Annotated in this window: 18 protein-coding genes; 8 read left to right on the top strand and 10 right to left on the bottom strand. The window is 57.6% G+C overall.

Going from position 1 to position 18604, the window contains the following annotated elements; genetic code table 11:
• Positions 1-33 precede the first annotated feature (33 nt).
• Positions 34-1329, top strand: coding sequence for a citrate synthase (gltA, locus tag WG622_RS01495; protein WP_209356156.1), 1296 nt, complete (start codon positions 34-36; stop codon positions 1327-1329).
• Between the two features lie 229 nt (positions 1330-1558).
• On the top strand, positions 1559-2059 hold the full coding sequence (locus WG622_RS01490) for a DUF2087 domain-containing protein (protein WP_339401975.1): 501 nt from the start codon (positions 1559-1561) through the stop codon (positions 2057-2059).
• An 83-nt stretch (positions 2060-2142) separates the two neighbouring features.
• On the opposite strand, the gene WG622_RS01485 is transcribed toward WG622_RS01490, so the two are convergent.
• The 10 genes from WG622_RS01485 to WG622_RS01440 all read right to left on the bottom strand — a co-directional run bounded on the left by WG622_RS01485 (position 2143) and on the right by WG622_RS01440 (position 13561).
• Positions 2143-2934, bottom strand: coding sequence for an enoyl-CoA hydratase-related protein (locus tag WG622_RS01485; protein ID WP_339401974.1), 792 nt, complete (start codon positions 2932-2934; stop codon positions 2143-2145).
• A 72-nt stretch (positions 2935-3006) separates the two neighbouring features.
• On the bottom strand, positions 3007-3459 hold the full coding sequence (locus WG622_RS01480) for a cytochrome c-type biogenesis protein (protein ID WP_339401973.1): 453 nt from the start codon (positions 3457-3459) through the stop codon (positions 3007-3009).
• Positions 3456-5423, bottom strand: a complete 1968-nt coding sequence (locus WG622_RS01475; protein WP_339401972.1) for a heme lyase CcmF/NrfE family subunit — start codon at positions 5421-5423, stop codon at positions 3456-3458. Before WG622_RS01475 ends, WG622_RS01480 begins: the two co-directional genes overlap by 4 nt.
• 82 nt (positions 5424-5505) lie before the next feature.
• Positions 5506-6039, bottom strand: a complete 534-nt coding sequence (locus WG622_RS01470; RefSeq protein ID WP_339401971.1) for a holin family protein — start codon at positions 6037-6039, stop codon at positions 5506-5508.
• A complete protein-coding gene (locus WG622_RS01465; RefSeq protein WP_339401970.1) occupies positions 6030-6638 on the bottom strand; it encodes a holin-associated N-acetylmuramidase in 609 nt (202 codons plus the stop codon). Before WG622_RS01465 ends, WG622_RS01470 begins: the two co-directional genes overlap by 10 nt.
• A gap of 87 nt (positions 6639-6725) precedes the next feature.
• Positions 6726-7169, bottom strand: coding sequence for a cytochrome c maturation protein CcmE (gene ccmE / locus WG622_RS01460; RefSeq protein ID WP_339401969.1), 444 nt, complete (start codon positions 7167-7169; stop codon positions 6726-6728).
• A gap of 19 nt (positions 7170-7188) precedes the next feature.
• Positions 7189-8217 carry an N-acetyl-gamma-glutamyl-phosphate reductase gene (gene argC, locus WG622_RS01455; RefSeq protein ID WP_339401968.1) on the bottom strand — a complete coding sequence of 343 codons (1029 nt, stop codon included), beginning with the start codon at positions 8215-8217 and terminating at the stop codon, positions 7189-7191.
• 86 nt (positions 8218-8303) lie between these two features.
• On the bottom strand, positions 8304-9116 hold the full coding sequence (locus WG622_RS01450; protein ID WP_339401967.1) for a glutamate racemase: 813 nt from the start codon (positions 9114-9116) through the stop codon (positions 8304-8306).
• A 27-nt stretch (positions 9117-9143) separates the two neighbouring features.
• Complete coding sequence (locus WG622_RS01445; RefSeq protein WP_209356146.1) at positions 9144-10022, bottom strand: lysophospholipid acyltransferase family protein; 879 nt, start codon at positions 10020-10022, stop codon at positions 9144-9146.
• A 122-nt stretch (positions 10023-10144) separates the two neighbouring features.
• Complete coding sequence (locus WG622_RS01440) at positions 10145-13561, bottom strand: indolepyruvate ferredoxin oxidoreductase family protein (RefSeq protein ID WP_339401966.1); 3417 nt, start codon at positions 13559-13561, stop codon at positions 10145-10147.
• Positions 13562-13738: 177 nt separating this feature from the next.
• On the opposite strand from WG622_RS01440, the gene WG622_RS01435 reads away from it, so the two are divergent.
• The 6 genes from WG622_RS01435 to grxD all read left to right on the top strand — a co-directional run bounded on the left by WG622_RS01435 (position 13739) and on the right by grxD (position 18565).
• Positions 13739-14644 carry a LysR family transcriptional regulator gene (locus tag WG622_RS01435; RefSeq protein ID WP_339401965.1) on the top strand — a complete coding sequence of 302 codons (906 nt, stop codon included), beginning with the start codon at positions 13739-13741 and terminating at the stop codon, positions 14642-14644.
• Positions 14645-14906: 262 nt separating this feature from the next.
• Positions 14907-17066: a phosphoribosylformylglycinamidine synthase subunit PurL gene (purL, locus tag WG622_RS01430; RefSeq protein ID WP_339401964.1), complete on the top strand. Its 2160-nt coding sequence runs from the start codon at positions 14907-14909 to the stop codon at positions 17064-17066.
• Positions 17067-17096: 30 nt separating this feature from the next.
• Positions 17097-17633, top strand: coding sequence for a hypothetical protein (locus tag WG622_RS01425; protein WP_339401963.1), 537 nt, complete (start codon positions 17097-17099; stop codon positions 17631-17633).
• A 31-nt stretch (positions 17634-17664) separates the two neighbouring features.
• The gene (locus WG622_RS01420; RefSeq protein ID WP_339401962.1) at positions 17665-17895 is read left to right on the top strand and encodes a BolA/IbaG family iron-sulfur metabolism protein; all 231 of its coding nucleotides are present in this window, start codon (positions 17665-17667) and stop codon (positions 17893-17895) included.
• Between the two features lies 1 nt (position 17896).
• Complete coding sequence (locus WG622_RS01415; RefSeq protein ID WP_339401961.1) at positions 17897-18184, top strand: hypothetical protein; 288 nt, start codon at positions 17897-17899, stop codon at positions 18182-18184.
• Between the two features lie 18 nt (positions 18185-18202).
• The gene (gene grxD, locus WG622_RS01410) at positions 18203-18565 is read left to right on the top strand and encodes a Grx4 family monothiol glutaredoxin (protein WP_209356139.1); all 363 of its coding nucleotides are present in this window, start codon (positions 18203-18205) and stop codon (positions 18563-18565) included.
• Positions 18566-18604 lie beyond the last annotated feature (39 nt).

Genomic DNA, 18604 nt, shown 5'->3' with positions numbered 1-18604 from the left:
TTCGCCCAGGAGCCCACCGAGGAAGGGAAAATTATGACCGACAGCACAAAATCCGCGACGCTGACTATTGGAGATGCGTCTTACGACCTGCCGATCTTCTCGCCAACTGCGGGACCCGATGTTCTTGATATCCGTAAGCTTTATGGCCAAGCGGGCGTCTTCACCTATGACCCAGGTTTCACCTCGACAGCATCCTGTGATTCCACCATCACCTATATTGATGGCGGCAAAGGCGAGCTGTTGCACCGTGGCTACCCGATCGACCAACTGGCGGGTAAATCCCATTACCTAGAGGTCTGCTATCTGCTGCTCTACGGTGAGCTGCCGTCTGCCGCAGAGCTTGAGAAATTCGAAAGCACCATCACCCGCCACACCATGCTGCACGAGCAGATGGTGAACTTCTTCCGCGGTTTCCGTCGTGACGCGCACCCAATGGCGATTATGACCGGTGTCGCTGGTGCAATGTCTGCCTTCTATCATGACTCCACCGACATCACCGACCCGCGCCAGCGCGAGATCGCGTCCCACCGTCTGATCGCAAAGATGCCAACTATTGCGGCATGGGCTTATAAATATTCGATCGGCCAGCCGTTCATCTATCCACGCAACGATCTGGATTACGCGTCCAACTTCCTGCACATGTGCTTTGCCGTTCCTGCCGAGGAATATAACGTCGATCCGATCCTGAGCCGCGCGATGGACCGTATCTTTACACTGCACGCGGACCACGAACAGAACGCATCGACCTCGACCGTGCGTCTGGCGTCCTCTTCTGGCGCGAACCCGTTTGCCTGTATTGCGGCAGGTATCGCATGCCTCTGGGGCCCTGCCCATGGTGGTGCGAACCAGGCGTGTCTGGAAATGCTGAAAGAGATCGGCACTCCGGATCGTATCCCTGAGTTCATTGCGCGCGCGAAAGACAAGAACGATCCGTTCCGTCTGATGGGCTTTGGCCACCGCGTTTACAAAAACTTCGACCCACGTGCGACCGTGATGAAACAGTCCGCAGACGAAGTGCTGGACCTGCTGGGCGTCGAAAACAACCCGATCCTCGCAACTGCGAAAGAGCTGGAACAAGCAGCCCTTGCCGATCCATATTTCGCAGAGAAGAAACTCTTCCCGAATGTGGACTTCTATTCCGGCATTATCCTGGAGGCGATGGGCTTCCCGACCTCGATGTTCACGCCGATTTTCGCGCTGAGCCGCACTGTGGGCTGGGTCAGCCAGTGGAAAGAAATGATCGCGGATCCACAGAACAAGATCGGTCGCCCTCGCCAATTGTATCTCGGCGAAACCGAGCGCGACTACACCGATATCGAAGACCGGTAAGTCCAAATCACAACACTCTGAAAGGCCGTGCAGTCCGCGCGGCCTTTTTTGTTGAGGCGTTGGCGTAAGTCTGATTGTTTGGCCTTGGGTCCGCAGTTCACCCAGGCGTCGCCAGCCTTTTCGGCCAAGCTAAACCTGTGAGCTACACAACGGCACTTTCACTTTCGTGCAGTTGGCAAGGGCGACCACCACCTCGGTTCCGAGACGCACGTGTCTGAAGGATGCTGTTATGGCTCAAGACCTCACGCCGCTTTACATTGCGGATTTATCTACATTTACCAAAACCTTGCGAAAATCTTTGGACGGTGCGCCCGTGCCCGGACATGCGCAATTCATGAGCCTTGTGGCGCGGGCCGCGGGCTTTAAGAACACCCAACACCTTAAGGCCCAGCAACCTGAACCGCGTGGCCTTAGCAAAGACACGCAACGTGCTTTGCGCTTTATGGACGCCGAGGGCCGTATGTCAGGCTGGCCACGTCGCACTCAGGTTCAGGCACTATGTTTGTGGGCTATCTGGCGGTTTCTGCCTGCCAAACAGGATCTGACAGAGAAAGACGTGAATGAGGTTCTAAAAGCCCGCGCCACCTTTGGCGATCACGTTCAGATCCGGCGCTCTTTGATCGAGAACGGTTTGATGAAACGAACGATCGACGGTGCAGTCTATCGGCGTATTGAACGCAAACCAACAGAGGAAGCTCAGCTCTTTCTCCGTGCCCTCATGCAACGCTAAACAAAAAAGGCCGCTCCAGCGACGGCCTTTTCAAACGGAAACTTTGAAAGTTTCCGACGTCGATTTCTTTCAAAGAAATCGCGTCATCGCCCCTCAAAAACCGCCGGGCGTTTTTCAAAGAACGCGACAGAGCCTTCTTGGAAATCACGAGATTTTCCGCATTTACCCTGCAGTTTCGCTTCAAGAGCCAATTGTTCTTCCAATGTATTTCCCCAAGTCGCGCGAAACGCCTGCTTGAGTGCGCGATACGCGCCACTTGGCCCTGCCCCCAGATGCGCGGCCCGTGCTTTCCAATGGGCCTCAAAGGCGTCGTCAGCCACGGCCTCCCAAATCAGCCCCCAGTCATCCGCCTGTTTGGCAGAGATCTTATCCGCAAAGAGAGCAGCCCCCATGGCCTTGGCCGTGCCCGCCAGACGCGGCATCATATAGGTACCACCAGCATCGGGGATCAAACCAATCCGCGAAAAAGCCTGCAGGAAATATGCGCTGTCCGCGGCGATCACCACGTCGCAGATCAAAGCAAGGTTTGCCCCGGCCCCCGCCGCAGCGCCATGTACGGCCGCAATCGTAGGAACTTCGCAATCCACAATCGCACGCAGCATCGGAGTGTATTCATCGCGTAGCACGCGCTCAAGATCCATCGTCGCGATAGATCCCTGACCGCCCAGATCCTGGCCTGCGCAAAACCCTTTGCCTGCTCCGGTGATCACCAGCGCCCGCGCCCCAAGGCTTTCATGGTTTTGTGAAACGTCGCGCACAGCATGCGTAATTTCGGCCCGCATCTGCCCATTCAGGGCGTTCATCTTGTCAGGCCGGTTGAGCGTTATCAGCGCATAGCCGTCTTGGACACTGAACTCGATCTCTTGATATTCCATAAAAAGGCCTTCCCGCTTAACGTTTGGCCTCAAAATAAGAAGAGTTTGGCGGTTGTGAAGAGCAACCGCGCGTCATTCCTTCAAGATTTCATCCAAGCGCTGCTTTTCATCCGCACTTAGGGCACGAAAGCCCGGTGTGCTGGCGCGGCTGCGGCGACGCACATAGCCAAAGCCCAGCCCCAAAGCGATCAAAAGCATCACAGGTCCCGCCATCCACAGAACCAAATTCGCGCCATCGGCCCGCGGGTTCAGCAGCACATATTCCCCGTAGCGATGAACCACAAAGGCGAGGACTTCGTCATCCGCGTCGCCTTCCATGATACGTTCCCGCACCAAAAGGCGCAGATCTCGGGCGACCTCTGCATTACTTTCATCAATGCTCTCATTGCGACAGACCAGACAGCGCAACTCCTGCGACAAAGACCGCGCGCGCGCCTCAAGGCCTGGATCGGTCAGAACTTCGTCAGGTTCCACGGCATAGAGCGGTGTGGCAAAGAGCCAGAGCAGGAAAATCAGACGTTTCATTCCGCAGGCACCGCCTTGGTCTTGCGCGCGCCAGAGGCCACGCGATAGCGGCGGTCAAAGAGGCTCGCCAGACCGCCTAAAGACATCAGAATACAGCCCAGCCAAATCCAATTGGTCAAAGGCTTGATATAGCTGCGCACCGTATAGCCGCCGTCGTCCTGCGGGTCTCCGAGCACCACATAGATGTCGCGCAGGAAGCGGTAATCAATCGCCGCCTCAGTCGTGGGCATACGCGCCACCGGGTAGATGCGTTTCTCAGGGTGCAGCACAGTGACCTCATTTCCGTTGCGCGTCACGCGCACGGTGCCGGTGGTTGCGAGATAGTTCGGGCCTTCGATGTCATGGACCTCTTCCAGCACCATTTCATAAGCCCCGACAGAGAACTGCTCGCCCAGTTGCACAACGCGAATGTCTTCAACTTCCCATGCAGTCAGCCCCGCAATCCCAAACATGGTGATCCCAAGCCCGCCATGAGCAATCGCCTTGCCCCAATCTGCACCGGGCAAATTGCGTAAACGACGCAGCCGCGCGTTGCGGTCTCCTCGCCCTGTACGCGTCCAAAGATCAAAGATCGCGCCAAAGACCATCCAGCTTGCCAGCAACAGCCCGATGGGCCCCAGCAGCGTTCTCTCCGTCTGCATGGCCCAGACAAGACCAGCCAATGCGATGGCGAGAACCAAAGCAGGCACCAGAGGCCGCGAAATGCGCCCGAGCTTACCCCGCTTCCAAGGCGTCATCGCCCCAATCGGCAAGAGCGCCCCAAGGGCCACCATAAAGGGCGTGAAAGCCATGTTAAAGAACGGAGGCCCAACCGAGAGTTTGCGATCAAAGAACAGCTCAGCCACCAAAGGCCAGATCGTGCCGATAAATACCACGAAACAGGCCACAGCCAAGAGAATGTTGTTCACCACGAGCATGCCTTCCCGGCTGACCATGCCAAAGACGCCCTTGGCTTCAAGCACGGCGGCGCGGGCCGCGAAGAGCGTCAGAGCGCCTCCCAAGAAGACCGCCAGAATGATAAGGATAAAGACGCCCCGCTCGGGATCATTGGCGAAGGCATGCACAGAGGTCAAAACGCCAGACCGCACGATAAACGTCCCAATCAGGCTGAATCCAAAAGCCAGGATTGCCAGGAGGATCGTCCAGGCTTTCAAGCTTTCACGCTTCTCAACAACAATGGCGGAATGCAACAACGCCGCCGCCAAAAGCCAAGGCATGAAAGACGCGTTTTCCACCGGATCCCAGAACCAGAACCCGCCCCAACCCAGCTCGTAATAGGCCCACCAGGACCCAAGCGCGATACCGATGGTTAGGAAAATCCAAGCGGCCAAAGTCCAAGGCCGAACCCACCGCGCCCAAGCCGCGTCCACGCGGCCTTCGATCAAGGCAGCAACGGCAAAAGAAAACGCCATCGAAAGCCCCACATAGCCCAGATACAAAAACGGCGGGTGCAGCGCGAGGCCCACGTCCTGCAACAACGGGTTCAGGTCTTGGCCATTAAAGGGAACCATCTCCATGCGGACAAACGGGTTTGAGGTCAGCAGCATGAATGCAAAGAAAGCCACGGCGATTGAGGCCTGAACCGCCAAGGCGCGGGCTTTCAACGTCGGCGGCAGGTTGCCCCCAAACCACGCCAGACAGGCCCCAAACAGAGTCAGGATCAGAACCCACAGCAATAGCGAGCCCTCGTGGTTCCCCCAAACGCCAGAAATCTTGTAGATCATCGGCTTGAGTGTATGCGAGTTCGCGTAAACCAATCGCACCGAGAAATCGCTGACCACAAAGGCATAGGTGAGCGCGGCAAAGGCCGCAGCCGTCAGCACGAATTGCAGCATCGCTGCGGTGTCGCCCATGGCCATCCAGCCGCTCCAACGCTTGTGCGCGCCGATAAGGGGGACGATGGATTGCACCACAGCCGTGACGGCTGCGAGAATCAAAGCGAAGTGGCCGAGTTCTACTATCATGGGCCAGATATAGAACCCGCCGAAGCCCGCGCCAATTCAAATTCCCGACAAGGGCGCAGATGTCGCGCGACCGATTGGCACGTTAGCTTTGGGAGCGTTTCCAGTCTGCAAGGGCTGGATTTATCTCGTGGTCTGGGGTGTGGTTCTCAACCGCAAGCCTTTCGATCTGTGAAATCGCGTCCACAACCTGTGCGGATTGCGCCAACCCCTGCGCTATATCACGTTGAAATTGCTGCCCTTTCGCCTGATGCCGCGCACCGAAATAAAAGCTGACGACAACGCCTAGTAACCACCACAGCGGCTCAGGCACCAGGGCAATTCCCTGCATCCGCGCGGCAAACCAAAGCGGATCCACCATGGTTGCGACAAAGAGACCGATGCAGCCCAAAGCCATCAAAGGCCGCGGCAAACGGTTGATCCCATCCATAACACGATCAAACCCGCCGCGGTTGGTTTGCCGAAATTCTCCGCCAAACTGCGCCAAGGTTGCGCCCCGCAGATCATGCTCCCTGGCGGCGCCCTTCTCGGCGTTCTGACGAAACACCTCGGCGGTCTCGGCCACCACATTGCGGCCTCCGCCAAACACAAGATCCAAGATCCGCCCCACTACGCCCATGTCGCCACCGGACGGTCAAATTCACGCGGGCTCAGGTGATAGCGCGGCGAGATGAACTCCTCGGCCCGTTTGATCCAGCCGCCCTTTTTGCCCGCCTTAGTCCGCGCGAATTTGCGCAGTTTTGGCGTCTCATCCGCGATCCGAAAATAATAGTTCCGCCGTGCGATCCCATAAGCATCCGCCAGATGATCCGGCGCAAGGGCGGCGGCTGCCTCACAGGCCTCAAGCGTTTGCGGACCAATGCCCCCGTCCACCGACACCGCCTGTCCCATATCATTGAGCAGACGCTGCAGAATACGCACGGCATTCCCACCCGCGTTAACATACATGTCAAAAACCGAGGCCTGCAGCACCGGAGGGAGTTCGTTGATCCGAAGGGCCTCGAAATAGTCGCGCACAAAGATCTCGACCGCCTGCGCTTGGGTCAGAGCCTTGACGTCACGGGTCGTGACCTGCCCGTCTCCGTCCAGATCTAGCCCGAGACGTCGCATCGTGCCGATGGTCACCCCGTATTTCGTGGCCCCGCCGGGGTCATCGGGGTCGTTCACATAGCCGCCTTCGCGACCCACGATCTCTTTGGCAATTTGTCTGACGTCCATGGCCACCTCGCAATTTAATTTGCAAGGAGCCTGCGCCTCAGACCCTAATCCGGCATAAGCCACCCGCGCGTCGCATTCGCAACGCGCTTAGCTGTCTTCACCTTTGTAAACGCCCTGTTCTTTCAGAGCATCCACGACCTCTTTGGGCATATAGGTCTCATCGTGTTTCGCAAGAATTTCAGAGGCTTGAAAGACGCCGTCAATGTAGCGGCCCTGCCCGACCATACCTTGGTTTTCCGCAAATAGATCCGGCAGCACGCCCGCAAAACTCACAGGCACTGACGCCCCGCCATCGGTTACAGAAAACGTAACCGTATCACCCTGACCGCGCACCAGCGTGCCTTCTTCGACCAGCCCGCCAATACGGAACACCTCATTGGGTGCAGGAGGTTCTTCGACCACCTGACTGGGCGAGCGGAAAAAGTTAATCCCATCCCGCATCGCGTAGCCAATCAAGCCCGTCGAGACCACCAAAGCCACCATAGCGGCGATGATGATCTGAATGCGTCTCTGTTTTTTGAGGCCCTTCATGCGGCCCTCCTGCGCTGGTTTACGGGAAGCACGGCGCGAGCATCAGCCCGGCGGTCTCCGCCTCTCCTAGCATAAGATTGGCGTTCTGAACCGCTTGTCCAGAGGAGCCCTTGGTCAAATTGTCGAGTGCGGCAACAAGTATCACCCGCCCGTCGATCCGATCCTTGGTCACGCCGATGTGGCAAAAGTTCGATCCGCGCACATGATGCGTCGATGGGGTCTCGCCAAAGGGCAGCACTTCGATGAAGGGCTCGTCCTTGTAGGCTGCGACCATCGTGTCATAAACCGCTTGCGCGTCGCCCTGCACATAGCCCGTCGCGAGAATGCCCCGGTTGACCGGCAGCAGATGCGGCGTGAACTGGATTTTCACCTCGCGACCTGCGATGGCGCTGAATTCCTGATCAAATTCGCCCAGATGCCGGTGCGTGCCGCCGACCGCATAGGCGTTGTAGCCCTCAGAGAGTTCTGCATGCAGCAGGTTTTCTTTCAAAGACCGCCCGGCGCCGGACACCGCGCACTTCAGGTCGAGAATGATCTGGTCCAGATCAATCACACCCGCCGCAATCAATGGCCGCAACAGGAATTGACCCGTCGCCGCGTTACAGCCCGTGCCCGCAACCAGCCGAGCGTTCTTGATCTCTTCGCGGTAGAACTCAGTGAGACCATAGACCGCCTCGCCTTGCAGATCGACCGCATCATGTTGACCGCCGTACCATTTGGCGTATTCTTCGGGGTCCCGCAGCCGGAAATCCGCTGACAAATCAACGACTTTGACGTTGCTTGGCAGCGCCTTGATAACCTTCTGGCTGGTCGCATGTGGCAGACCGCAGAACACCAGATCCACATTGTCAAAATCAATCTCATCGATCTTGATCAAATCTGGCAGCTCCAGATGACGCAGGTGTGGAAAGACCTCGGCCATAGATTTGCCCGCCTTGGAATTGGCGGCCAGCGCCACGATCTCCATGCTGGGATGGGTGGCGATAATCCGAATGAGTTCGGCACCTGTGTAGCCAGAGGCACCAAGAATTGCGATTTTATGGGTCATGTGAGACCTCTTTCTCATAGGTCGCGGCAGCCCATATGGGCGCACGCGTGAATTTCATGGGGTTTTAAGCGCAGCGACGCGCGGGATCAAGCAGCGGAAAACTCGATCTTTCGTCGCAAAAACTGTGTTGCGCGGGCAGACACGCGGGCCGGATCGCCGGTCGTGAGGAATTTGCTCTCTTCCCCTGCGCCACGCATGTTTGGATGGCGCTTGAGATAGTCTCCAAGGCTCGCTGCCACGAGATTTGCCTGGCTATAGACCTTAACATCCGGCCCCAAAGCGTCCTGAAAGATATCTTCCATCAGCGGATAATGGGTACAGCCCAAAATCGCGGCCTCTGGTGTGGGCATTTTGCGCATCAATGCGTCCACATGGCTGCGCACCAGCGCATCCGCTAGGATCATATCGCCGTCCTCGATGGCATCGACAACGCCGCCACAGGCCTGCGCCTCTACGTCCACGCCAATCGCGCGGAACGCCAACTCGCGTTGAAACGCCCGGCTAGAGACCGTCGCAGGCGTCGCAAAGAGCGCCACATGTTTCACAGCCACCTCACGCGGCGGGGAATTGTCGCCCCATTGCCGCTCGGTCAGGGCTTCGATCAAAGGAACGAAGACTCCCAAGGCGCGCTTATCAGTCGGCAGAAAGCTTTCCTGCATCCGCCGCAAGGCCGCAGCACTCGCAGTATTGCAGGCAAGGATCACCAGATCACAGCCCTCTTCCCACATGCGCTCCAACGCGGCAGTGGTTAGGTTATAGATATCATCCGCATCCCGCACCCCGTAAGGCGCATGCGCGTTGTCGCCATAATACACAAACGGCACATCCGGCAGCGCCTTGGACACAGCATCCAAGACCGTCAGACCCCCTAGGCCACTATCGAAAATTCCTACCGCCATGCTCTCGCGATCCTCGTGAAACCGGCTTTACGCCTTGTATTTCTCTTCAAACTCAAAGCCATAGGCGTCAGCGTCAACAGGCTTTGGAGACAGAGCATAGGTTTCCTGCCGCAGGAAGTCCATGAGCGCTTTGGTGTCTTGGCGCCGCTTATCGAGCTCTTCGCGCGCAATCGGTTTGCCGATCACCACCTGCACCGGCCTGTCGACGCGCTTTTTGAATTCGCGAATGAGGAAACCCATGCGCAAGGTGTAATGCAGATGGCTCGCCACCTGAAACAGCCGCGAGGTCGTTCCGTCAAAGAATACGGGCACCACAGCGGCATCGGATTTAGCCACCATCCGCGCGGTAAAACCGCGCCAGCCCGGATCCATCGGTTCGCCAAATGGCTTTTCGGCTGTGCTCACCGTGCCGCCCGGGAAAATACCAATCGCGCCGCCTTGGCTCAGGTAGTTTACCGCCTCTTTGCGGGTCTGCAGGTTCAGCTTCATGGCCTCTTTGGTTTCATCAAAGCTGATCGGCAGGATAATGCGATTGAGATCCTCGGCCTTGCGGAACACCTGATGCGCCAGAATGCGGAAATCGCCGCGCACCTCTGACAGGATATGCCCCATCATTAACCCATCCAGAATGCCGTAGGGATGGTTCGCGATGAGCAGAAGCGGCCCCTCTTTGGGGATATTATCCAAAGACCCGCCTGAAACCTCAAGGCTGAGACCATAGCGTTCCACCATGACCTGCCAGAAATCGCGGCCGTTCGCGACCTCATCCTCATAACCCTTGGCCCGCTTGATCAGACGCAGCCGACCCGTGGTGTTTTCCAACACACGAATAAAGGCCCGCCCGCCTTTGGTGGCGGCGGAATGGGCGTAGCTGATATCCCGAACGATGGCGCGATTGCTGGCCATGAGAGGTCTGTCCTAAAGGCTGTTTGGCGAAGTTGGCGCTTACATAAGGGCAAGCACCAAGGTTTCAAAGTCTTTATGACAGGCTGGTAACGCAATCATGACAATTGACCGCAGCTATTTGCCTATTCTGCCGCCGCTTTGTGCGTTTTGGACATGCGGATGGCCGCCAAAATCTCTTCGCGCCGCTTGGCTGCCTTGGCTTCATTGGCGGCTTTTGCCGGTCCAAAACCACGGATTTGCAACGGCAGTTCGGCAAGGGCGACGGCCTCATCGCTCGCTGTGGCGCGATTGGCGGGCAGGATTTCCGCCATATCGGCCTCATATTGCTTAATCAGCGCACGCTCCATTTTACGCTCTTCGGTGTGGCCAAAGATATCGAGTGCGGTGCCGCGCAGGCCCTTCATACGCGCGAGCAGTTTGAACCAGCGGATCATGCCTGGGCCGAACTCACGTTTCTCGGGGCGGCCATTGGGGCCCTCCTTTGAAATCATCGGTGGCGCGAGGTGAAACGTCATCTCAAAGCCGTCCTCGAACTGTGCTGCGGCCTTCTCCATCGTGCTCAGATGCAGACGCGCAACTTCATATTCGTCCTTATAAGACAAGAGCTTATGATAGCCTTTTGCCACGGCCTCTTTCAGACGCGCGTCCTCAATGCCGTCCACCATCTTGCGGTACTTCTTGGCCAGACGTTTGTTCTGGTACTTCGTCAGGTGATCGGCCCGCATGGCGATTTTCTCGTCCAAAGTCTTGGGCAGTTCCACCACATTCGGCGTCATCATCGCGCGGGCATCTTCGGGATAGAGCACCGCCCAACGGCCCAGCTCGAACGCACGTTTGTTGCGTTCGACGGCCGCTCCGTTCAGCTCAATCGCCGCAAGGATCGCATCGCGGCTGATCGGCACGAGGCCCTTTTGCCAGGCCGCGCCAAAGATCATCATGTTTGAATAAATCGAGTCCCCCATGATCACCCGCGCCAGTTCCGACGCGTTAAACAGCGCCAACCCCTCGCGCAGCCGCGCCTCAAGGGCGACGGTCAGTCGGTCGGTTGGGATGGAGAATTCGGTATTGCGGGTGAATTCGCCAGTGATGATCTCGTGGCTGTTCACCACAGCGCCCGTCCGTCCTGCTGCCGTCAATCCGAGTGTCTTAGCGCCAGCGCTGACCACGAGGTCTCCGCCGATCAAAGCGTCACATTCCCCGGTCGCCACGCGGATCGCGCTGATCGCCTCGGGGGTCTCGGCCAGACGGCAATGAATATGCACCGCGCCGCCTTTCTGTGCGAGGCCCGCCATTTCCATCATGCCTGCTGCTTTTCCGTCGATCTGTGCGGCTTGGGCAAGCACAGCGCCGATGGTGACGACGCCCGTGCCGCCGACGCCTGTGATGACCACATTATGGGTGGATTTGATCGGGGCGATCTCTGGTTCCGGCATATCCGGCAAGGTCACATCCTTGGCCGCTTCCTTCCGAACTTTCGCACCCTTAAGCGTCACGAAAGACGGGCAGAAACCATTCACACATGAAAAGTCTTTGTTGCAGTTGGATTGATCAATCGCCCGTTTGCGGCCTAGTTCTGTTTCGACCGGCACGATGGAGATACAGTTGGACTGCACCCCGCAATCGCCGCAGCCTTCGCAAACATCGGTGTTGATAAACACCCGTTTGTCGATGTCGGGAAAGGTCCCGCGCTTGCGCCGACGCCGTTTTTCAGCCGCGCAGGTCTGCACATAAACAATCGCCGATACGCCCTTGGTTTTGCTCAGTCTTTCCTGAACCTGCATCAACTCTGCACGCTCATGGAATGGGACGCCGGAGGGAAACGCGCTCTGCACGACATCCTCTTTTTCGTCATAGACGACGACCACATCTTCGACACCCATCGCCAGCAATTCCCGCGTGATTTTCGGTGCATCCAGCCCACCATCATTGGACTGCCCACCGGTCATCGCGACCGCGTCATTGTAGAGGATCTTGTAGGTGATATTCGTACCCGCCGCCAAAGCCGCCCGGATTGCCTGAACGCCCGAGTGGTTATAGGTGCCGTCCCCCAAGTTTTGGAAAACATGGTCTCGATTAGAAAACGGAGCCTCGCCGATCCAATTCGCGCCCTCGGCCCCCATATGGGTGAACCCAGATGTCTCGCGGTCCATCCATTGCACCATATAGTGACAGCCAATCCCCGCATAGGCGCGGCTGCCATCAGGCACTTTGGTCGAAGAATTATGCGGGCAGCCCGAGCAGAAATGCGGGATGCGCGCGGTGATATCCTCGGCGTTATCAGCGCGTTGCGCTTCGTCCAACAGCGCGATACCGTTTTTCACGGCTTCTGTGTCACGTCCCTCTTCCACAAGGATCTCGCCAATCTTTTGCGCGATCATGATGGGATTAAGCGCATCCCGCGTCGGGAACAGCTCTTCGCGGTGCAGCGTGCCAGCACCGCCCTTATACCAGCCATAAACCCGACGGCCGCGACGGTCATCAAAGATCGCTTCTTTGACCTGCACTTCGATCAGCTTGCGCTTTTCTTCAACGATAACGATCAGATCAAGCCCCTCGGCCCAATCGTGAAAGCCCTTCATATCCAACGGAAAGACCTGCCCGACCTTATAGGTGGTGATCCCCAGACGCTCGGCCTCGGCCTCATCAATCCCCAGCAAAGACATCGCGTGGGTTAGATCGAGCCAGTTCTTACCCGCCGCAACAAACCCGATCTTGGCACCGGGTTTGCCCCAGATGCGTTTGTCCATTTTATTCGCATGGGAAAACGCCTCAGCCGCGAAACGTTTGTAGTCAATCATCCGCGCTTCCTGCGCGTGCGGCGTGTCGCCAAGTCGGATATTCAGACCGCCTTCCGGCATATCAAACTCTGGCTCAACAATCTGAACGCGGTCCAGCGATCCATCAACAACCGACGTCGCCTCGATCGTGTCTTTCATGGTTTTCAGACCAACCCAAACGCCCGCAAACCGCGACAGCGCAATGCCGTAAAGACCGTAATCGATCACCTCCTGCACACCCGCCGGAGACACCACCGGCATATAGGCATCCACCAAAGCCCATTCGGACTGGTGCAACACCGTCGAGCTCTCGCCCGTATGGTCATCCCCCATCGCCATCAGCACGCCGCCATGCTTCGAGGTGCCCGCCATATTCGCGTGCCGCATTGCGTCGCCGGTCCTGTCGACCCCCGGCCCCTTGCCGTACCAGAGGCCAAAGACACCATCGAATTTGCCTTCACCCCGCAGTTCCGCCTGTTGCGCGCCCCAAAGTTGCGTCGCCGCAAGGTCTTCGTTCAAACCGGATTGAAACAACACATCGGCGGCCGACAATTCAGGCTCGGCCCGCATCATCACGCTATCCACAGCCCCCAGCGGAGACCCGCGATACCCGGTCACATAGCCCGCCGTATTCAGCCCGGCGGCGGTATCACGCGCCTTTTGCGTCAACATCAGTCTCACCAATGCCTGCGTACCGTTCAACAGGACCTGTTTTTTAGACAGATCAAACTTGTCCTTGAGGGAAACCTTCTGGATGCTCATGCGTGCTATGTGCCTCCCAACACCTGGCTGCTACATCGAGTATACCCCAAGGTTAGGTCACAATTACTGACCTTTGGAACAGTTATTTGTGAGGTTTTTTTGAAACCTCGCGTCACAATGTTTCGTTTTTCGGGAAATTCCCCTAGGTATGGGGCAAGCAAATAGAAAGTTGCGGATATGGACTGGGACAAACTTCGAATATTTCACGCAGTAGCAGACGCAGGCAGCCTTACACACGCGGGTGATACCCTTAATTTGTCTCAATCGGCGGTCAGCCGACAGGTGCGCGCTCTGGAAGAAAGCCTCAATACGATTCTCTTTCACCGCCACGCACGGGGTCTGATTCTGACCGAACAGGGCGAATTGCTGTTTGACGCGACCAAAGCTATGGCGAAACGGCTGGATGCGGCATCCGCCCGAATTCGCGACAGTGAAGAAGAGGTTTTTGGCGAACTGCGCGTCACCACGACGCTTGGGTTTGGCACCATGTGGCTCGCCCCACGACTGCATAAGCTCTACGAGAAATACCCTGATCTCAATATTGATCTGATGCTTGAGGAACGGGTGCTCGACCTGCCGATGCGCGAGGCCGATTGCGCGATCCGAATGAAGGAACCCAGCCAGGCCGACCTGATCCGCAAGCGTCTGATGTTTGTGAGCATGCGGCTTTATGCAACGCAAGCCTATCTGGATGCCCATGGCACGCCGGAAACGCCGCAGGATATGGCGGACCATCGGCTGATTTGCCAAAACCCCGGATCCGATCAGGTGTCGGCCGGCGCGGTGATGATCCAGTCACTTTTGACCAACAATATTCAGTCCCGCCTGAACGTGAACAACTATTATGGCGTTCTGCAAGCGGTGTTACATGACCTCGGCATCGGATCGTTGCCCGACTATATCGTCGAGGAATCCCCTGATCTGGTGCGGGTCCTGCCCGAGGTGCAGAGTCAGGAAATCCCTGTTTATCTGGCTTATCCAGAGGAACTACGGCATTCCAAGCGCATTCAAGCCTTCCGTGACTTTGTACAAGAAGAGATCGCGATCAGCCGTAAACACATGAAAGAACAAGGAAACCTCTAGGTATGCACTAGGCGCATATCAGCTTTGCTGCAGGCGCAGCATGGTTTTTCTTGAAAGTTAACACGCTGCTGCTTATTTCATCTCTCGAAGGCGATGATTGCTTATTCGCTCATCATCTTCATACCTCCCTGTTGGACTTAGGCCGAGCTTGTTTGCTCGGCCCTTTTTTTTGGCATAACGCGCGAGACGCTTAGGCCTTCCCCTTTGGGCACCCATGGCGTAAAGAGCGCGCAACGCCAGCCACCAGCCCTAAGGACAGAGAATGCAAGATCCAGTCATCACCGATGAGGTCATCGCAAACCACGGTTTCACCAAGGACGAATATGCCGAAGTGATCAACATTCTGGGCCGCGAACCAAACTTCACCGAAATGGGCATTTTCTCGGCGATGTGGAACGAGCATTGCTCTTATAAATCCTCCAAGAAATGGCTGCGCACACTGCCGACCGAAGGCCCTCAGGTGATCTGTGGCCCGGGCGAAAACGCGGGTGTTATTGATATTGGCGACGGCCAAGCCGTGATCTTCAAGATGGAGAGCCACAACCACCCCTCCTACATCGAACCCTATCAGGGTGCTGCGACCGGTGTTGGTGGCATTCTGCGCGATGTCTTTACTATGGGCGCGCGTCCGATCGCGGCGATGAACTCCCTGTCCTTTGGTGAAACCTCTCATCCAAAGACAAAACAGCTGGTCAATGGCGTGGTTGAAGGCGTCGGCGGCTATGGCAACTGTTTCGGTGTCCCGACTGTGGGCGGCGAAGTGCGCTTCCACCCAGCCTATAACGGCAACTGCCTTGTGAACGCCTTCGCGGCGGGCTTGGCGGATGCTGACAAGATTTTCTACTCCGCAGCATCCGGCGTCGGCATGCCGGTCGTTTACCTTGGCGCGAAAACCGGCCGTGACGGCGTGGGTGGCGCGACCATGGCCTCGGCTGAATTCGACGACACCATCGAGGAAAAACGTCCCACCGTTCAGGTCGGCGACCCTTTCACCGAAAAACGCCTAATGGAAGCGACGCTCGAGCTGATGGCCACCGGCGCCGTGATCTCAATCCAAGACATGGGCGCAGCCGGTCTGACCTGCTCTGCCGTGGAAATGGGCGACAAGGGCGGCTTGGGCGTGAAGCTCAACCTCGAAGACGTGCCCCAGCGCGAGGAAAACATGACAGCCTACGAAATGATGCTGTCGGAATCCCAAGAACGCATGCTGATGGTTCTGAAACCAGAGCTCGAGGCTGAGGCGCGCGCCGTCTTTGAAAAATGGGACCTCGACTTCGCCATCGTCGGCGAAACCATCGAAGAAGACCGCTTCCTGATCATGCACAACGGCGAAGTCAAAGCCGACCTGCCGCTCTCCAAACTCTCCTCCACCGCGCCGGAATACGACCGCCCATGGGTCGAGACACCCGCGGCTGAGCCTCTGGCCGACGTGCCAGAGATTGACCCAATTGATGGCCTCAAGGCACTGATCTCCAGCCCGAACTACGCGGGCAAGCAGTGGGTCTATGATCAATATGACTCTATGGTCATGGCCGACACAGCCCGTGGCCCGGGCGTTGGGTCTGGTCTCTTGCGCGTACATGGCACCGACAAGAAGCTCGCTTTCACCTCAGACGTGACCCCGCGTTATGTCAAAGCCAACCCTGTAGAGGGCGGCAAACAGGCCGTCGCCGAAGCCTATCGCAACCTGACCGCCGTCGGCGCAACCCCTCTGGCGACCACCGACAACATGAACTTCGGCAACCCGGAAAAGCCTGAAATCATGGGACAATTCGTCGGCGCGATCAAAGGCATCGGCGAGGCGGTTGCGGCACTCGACATGCCAATCGTCTCGGGCAACGTGAGCCTATACAACGAGACCGACGGCAAAGGCATCCTGCCAACGCCAACCATCGGCGCAGTTGGCCTTGTTCACGCGGGCGAAGAAGAAATCATCGGCGAAGCCCGCGAAGGTCACGTGGCCTTGGTTGTTGGCGCGACAAACGGGCATCTGGGCCAATCAGCGCTGCTCGCCGAAGTCTTTAACCGCGAAGAAGGCGACGCCCCTGCGGTCGATCTGGCTGAGGAAAAGAAAAACGGCGATTTCATCCGCGCCAACCGCGAGATGATCAAAGCCTGCACCGATCTCTCGGACGGCGGCCTCGCGCTGGCGGCCTTTGAGATGGCGGAAACCGCGGGCGTCGGCGTCCATCTGGATGACGCAAACACCGCGACCTATTTCGGCGAGGACCAAGCCCGCTATCTGATCGCCTGTAATTTCGATCAGGCCGAAGCCCTCATGGTCGCCGCAGGCCAGGCCGGCGTGACCCTGCAATCGGTCGGCAAATTCACCGGCGACAAGGTCCGCATGGGCTCTTCCGAGGCGCCTCTGGCCGATCTGGCGGCGACCTTCCGCAGCAGCTTTGCTGCCGCCGTCGCCTGATCCATGCCCCGGGATTTCGCCTACCCGGACATGAAAACAGACTGCAGCGCCTGCAGCTCGCTTTGCTGTGTGGCGCTGCATTTTGATCGCGGCACTGACTTTGCGCTCGACAAACCGGCGGGCGTCGCCTGCCCTAACCTTGATCCCCAGAAATTTTCCTGCGCGATCCACGACGACCTCGCCAAAGCGGGTTTCACCGGATGCATCAAATTTGACTGCCTCGGCGCGGGACAACATACGGTACAAGGGGTTTTCGGCGGCACCGACTGGCGCACGCATCCCGAACTCTTGCCCGAAATGATGGAGGTCTTCCGCCTTCTGCGCCGCCTGCATCAATCGCTGGAAATCCTGAAATACCTCGAACTCATGCCACTGGGGGACGAACAGCTCCACCTCGTGAACATGCTCAAGGCTGGCTTCACCGAGCCCGAAGACGGCTGGACCCTTTCCACCCTCACAGCTCTTGAGACCGACGGGGCCTTTGACCTCTACTACACCGCCCTTCCCGCCTTTCAATCGCTGTTTGACGATCCAAAGGCTCTTGCAGCCCTACGGGCCGCGACCTAAGTTACATCTCAAACACCAAATAGGAGCCCGCATGGCCATTCTCGCCTTTGACATCGAAGCCCTGATCCGCGAAGGATTTCCAAACGCTCAGATCACTGTGCAAGGCGACGATGGCGCGCATTTCGCGGCCGAAGTGATCGACGAGAGCTTTCGCGGCCAATCCCGCGTGGCCCAACAACGCGCGGTGAATGCCACCGTGAAATCCGCCATCGACAGCGGCGCGTTGCATGCTTTGGCCCTGACCACAAAGGCGCCTGACTAAAATGGCCCTGTGGCGGCGGATCATATCGCTGTTTGTTCCCGGCCCGCGCCGGCCACTCGCCACACGCCAACCGCAGTTTAAAGACCGCGAGGTCGAACTGGGCATGGAGGCCACCGACATGAAGGTCGTCGACGCCGCCCACCGCCGCAACCAATCGCTCGACCGGGGCAACACCTGGCACGGCAGCTTTGCCGAGGCCACCGACCGCTCGGTCAAGACCTTTAAAGACGACGCAGATTACGCGCGTGACTATCATCGCCTTTACGGCCCCAAAGACGAAACATCGTGAAAACGATCGGAGAAAGACATGACTGACGCAAAGACCCGCATTGATGAGACCGTCAAAGCCAACGACGTGGTGCTGTACATGAAAGGCACCAAAGAGATGCCCCAATGCGGATTTTCTTCCCGTGTGGCGGGCGTTCTGAACTACATGGGCGTGGACTATACCGACGTGAACGTGCTGGCAGACGACGAGATCCGTCAGGGCATCAAGGATTACTCTGACTGGCCAACCATCCCACAACTCTACGTCAAAGGCGAGTTCGTGGGCGGCTGTGACATCATCACCGAGATGACGTTGTCTGGTGAGCTCGACACGATGTTTGAAGCCAATGGCGTTGGGTTTGACAAAGAGATGGCGGATAAGATCCGCGCGGCGAACGCGTAAGCTTGGAGATTGCGCGTACAGCGTACAATTCGGCCGAAA

This window comes from Cognatishimia coralii, assembly GCF_037478305.1.
GTDB lineage: Bacteria > Pseudomonadota > Alphaproteobacteria > Rhodobacterales > Rhodobacteraceae > Cognatishimia > Cognatishimia coralii.
Note: the sequence above shows the minus strand (reverse complement) of the source record. Positions and strands in the feature narration are given on the sequence as shown.

Excerpts from the sequence above, each read along its gene's own strand:
- WG622_RS01425 (WP_339401963.1), top strand. The coding sequence starts at position 17,097 with ATGAAAACAGACTGCAGCGCCTGCAGCTCGCTTTGCTGTGTGGCGCTG.
- WG622_RS01420 (WP_339401962.1), top strand. The coding sequence starts at position 17,665 with ATGGCCATTCTCGCCTTTGACATCGAAGCCCTGATCCGCGAAGGATTT.
- WG622_RS01440 (WP_339401966.1), bottom strand. The coding sequence starts at position 13,561 with ATGAGCATCCAGAAGGTTTCCCTCAAGGACAAGTTTGATCTGTCTAAA.
- WG622_RS01435 (WP_339401965.1), top strand. The coding sequence starts at position 13,739 with ATGGACTGGGACAAACTTCGAATATTTCACGCAGTAGCAGACGCAGGC.
- ccmE (WP_339401969.1), bottom strand. The coding sequence starts at position 7,169 with ATGAAGGGCCTCAAAAAACAGAGACGCATTCAGATCATCATCGCCGCT.
- WG622_RS01475 (WP_339401972.1), bottom strand. The coding sequence starts at position 5,423 with ATGATAGTAGAACTCGGCCACTTCGCTTTGATTCTCGCAGCCGTCACG.
- WG622_RS01485 (WP_339401974.1), bottom strand. The coding sequence starts at position 2,934 with ATGGAATATCAAGAGATCGAGTTCAGTGTCCAAGACGGCTATGCGCTG.
- WG622_RS01445 (WP_209356146.1), bottom strand. The coding sequence starts at position 10,022 with ATGGCCAGCAATCGCGCCATCGTTCGGGATATCAGCTACGCCCATTCC.
- gltA (WP_209356156.1), top strand. The coding sequence starts at position 34 with ATGACCGACAGCACAAAATCCGCGACGCTGACTATTGGAGATGCGTCT.
- argC (WP_339401968.1), bottom strand. The coding sequence starts at position 8,217 with ATGACCCATAAAATCGCAATTCTTGGTGCCTCTGGCTACACAGGTGCC.
- grxD (WP_209356139.1), top strand. The coding sequence starts at position 18,203 with ATGACTGACGCAAAGACCCGCATTGATGAGACCGTCAAAGCCAACGAC.
- WG622_RS01415 (WP_339401961.1), top strand. The coding sequence starts at position 17,897 with ATGGCCCTGTGGCGGCGGATCATATCGCTGTTTGTTCCCGGCCCGCGC.
- WG622_RS01480 (WP_339401973.1), bottom strand. The coding sequence starts at position 3,459 with ATGAAACGTCTGATTTTCCTGCTCTGGCTCTTTGCCACACCGCTCTAT.
- purL (WP_339401964.1), top strand. The coding sequence starts at position 14,907 with ATGCAAGATCCAGTCATCACCGATGAGGTCATCGCAAACCACGGTTTC.
- WG622_RS01490 (WP_339401975.1), top strand. The coding sequence starts at position 1,559 with ATGGCTCAAGACCTCACGCCGCTTTACATTGCGGATTTATCTACATTT.
- WG622_RS01470 (WP_339401971.1), bottom strand. The coding sequence starts at position 6,039 with ATGGGCGTAGTGGGGCGGATCTTGGATCTTGTGTTTGGCGGAGGCCGC.
- WG622_RS01465 (WP_339401970.1), bottom strand. The coding sequence starts at position 6,638 with ATGGACGTCAGACAAATTGCCAAAGAGATCGTGGGTCGCGAAGGCGGC.
- WG622_RS01450 (WP_339401967.1), bottom strand. The coding sequence starts at position 9,116 with ATGGCGGTAGGAATTTTCGATAGTGGCCTAGGGGGTCTGACGGTCTTG.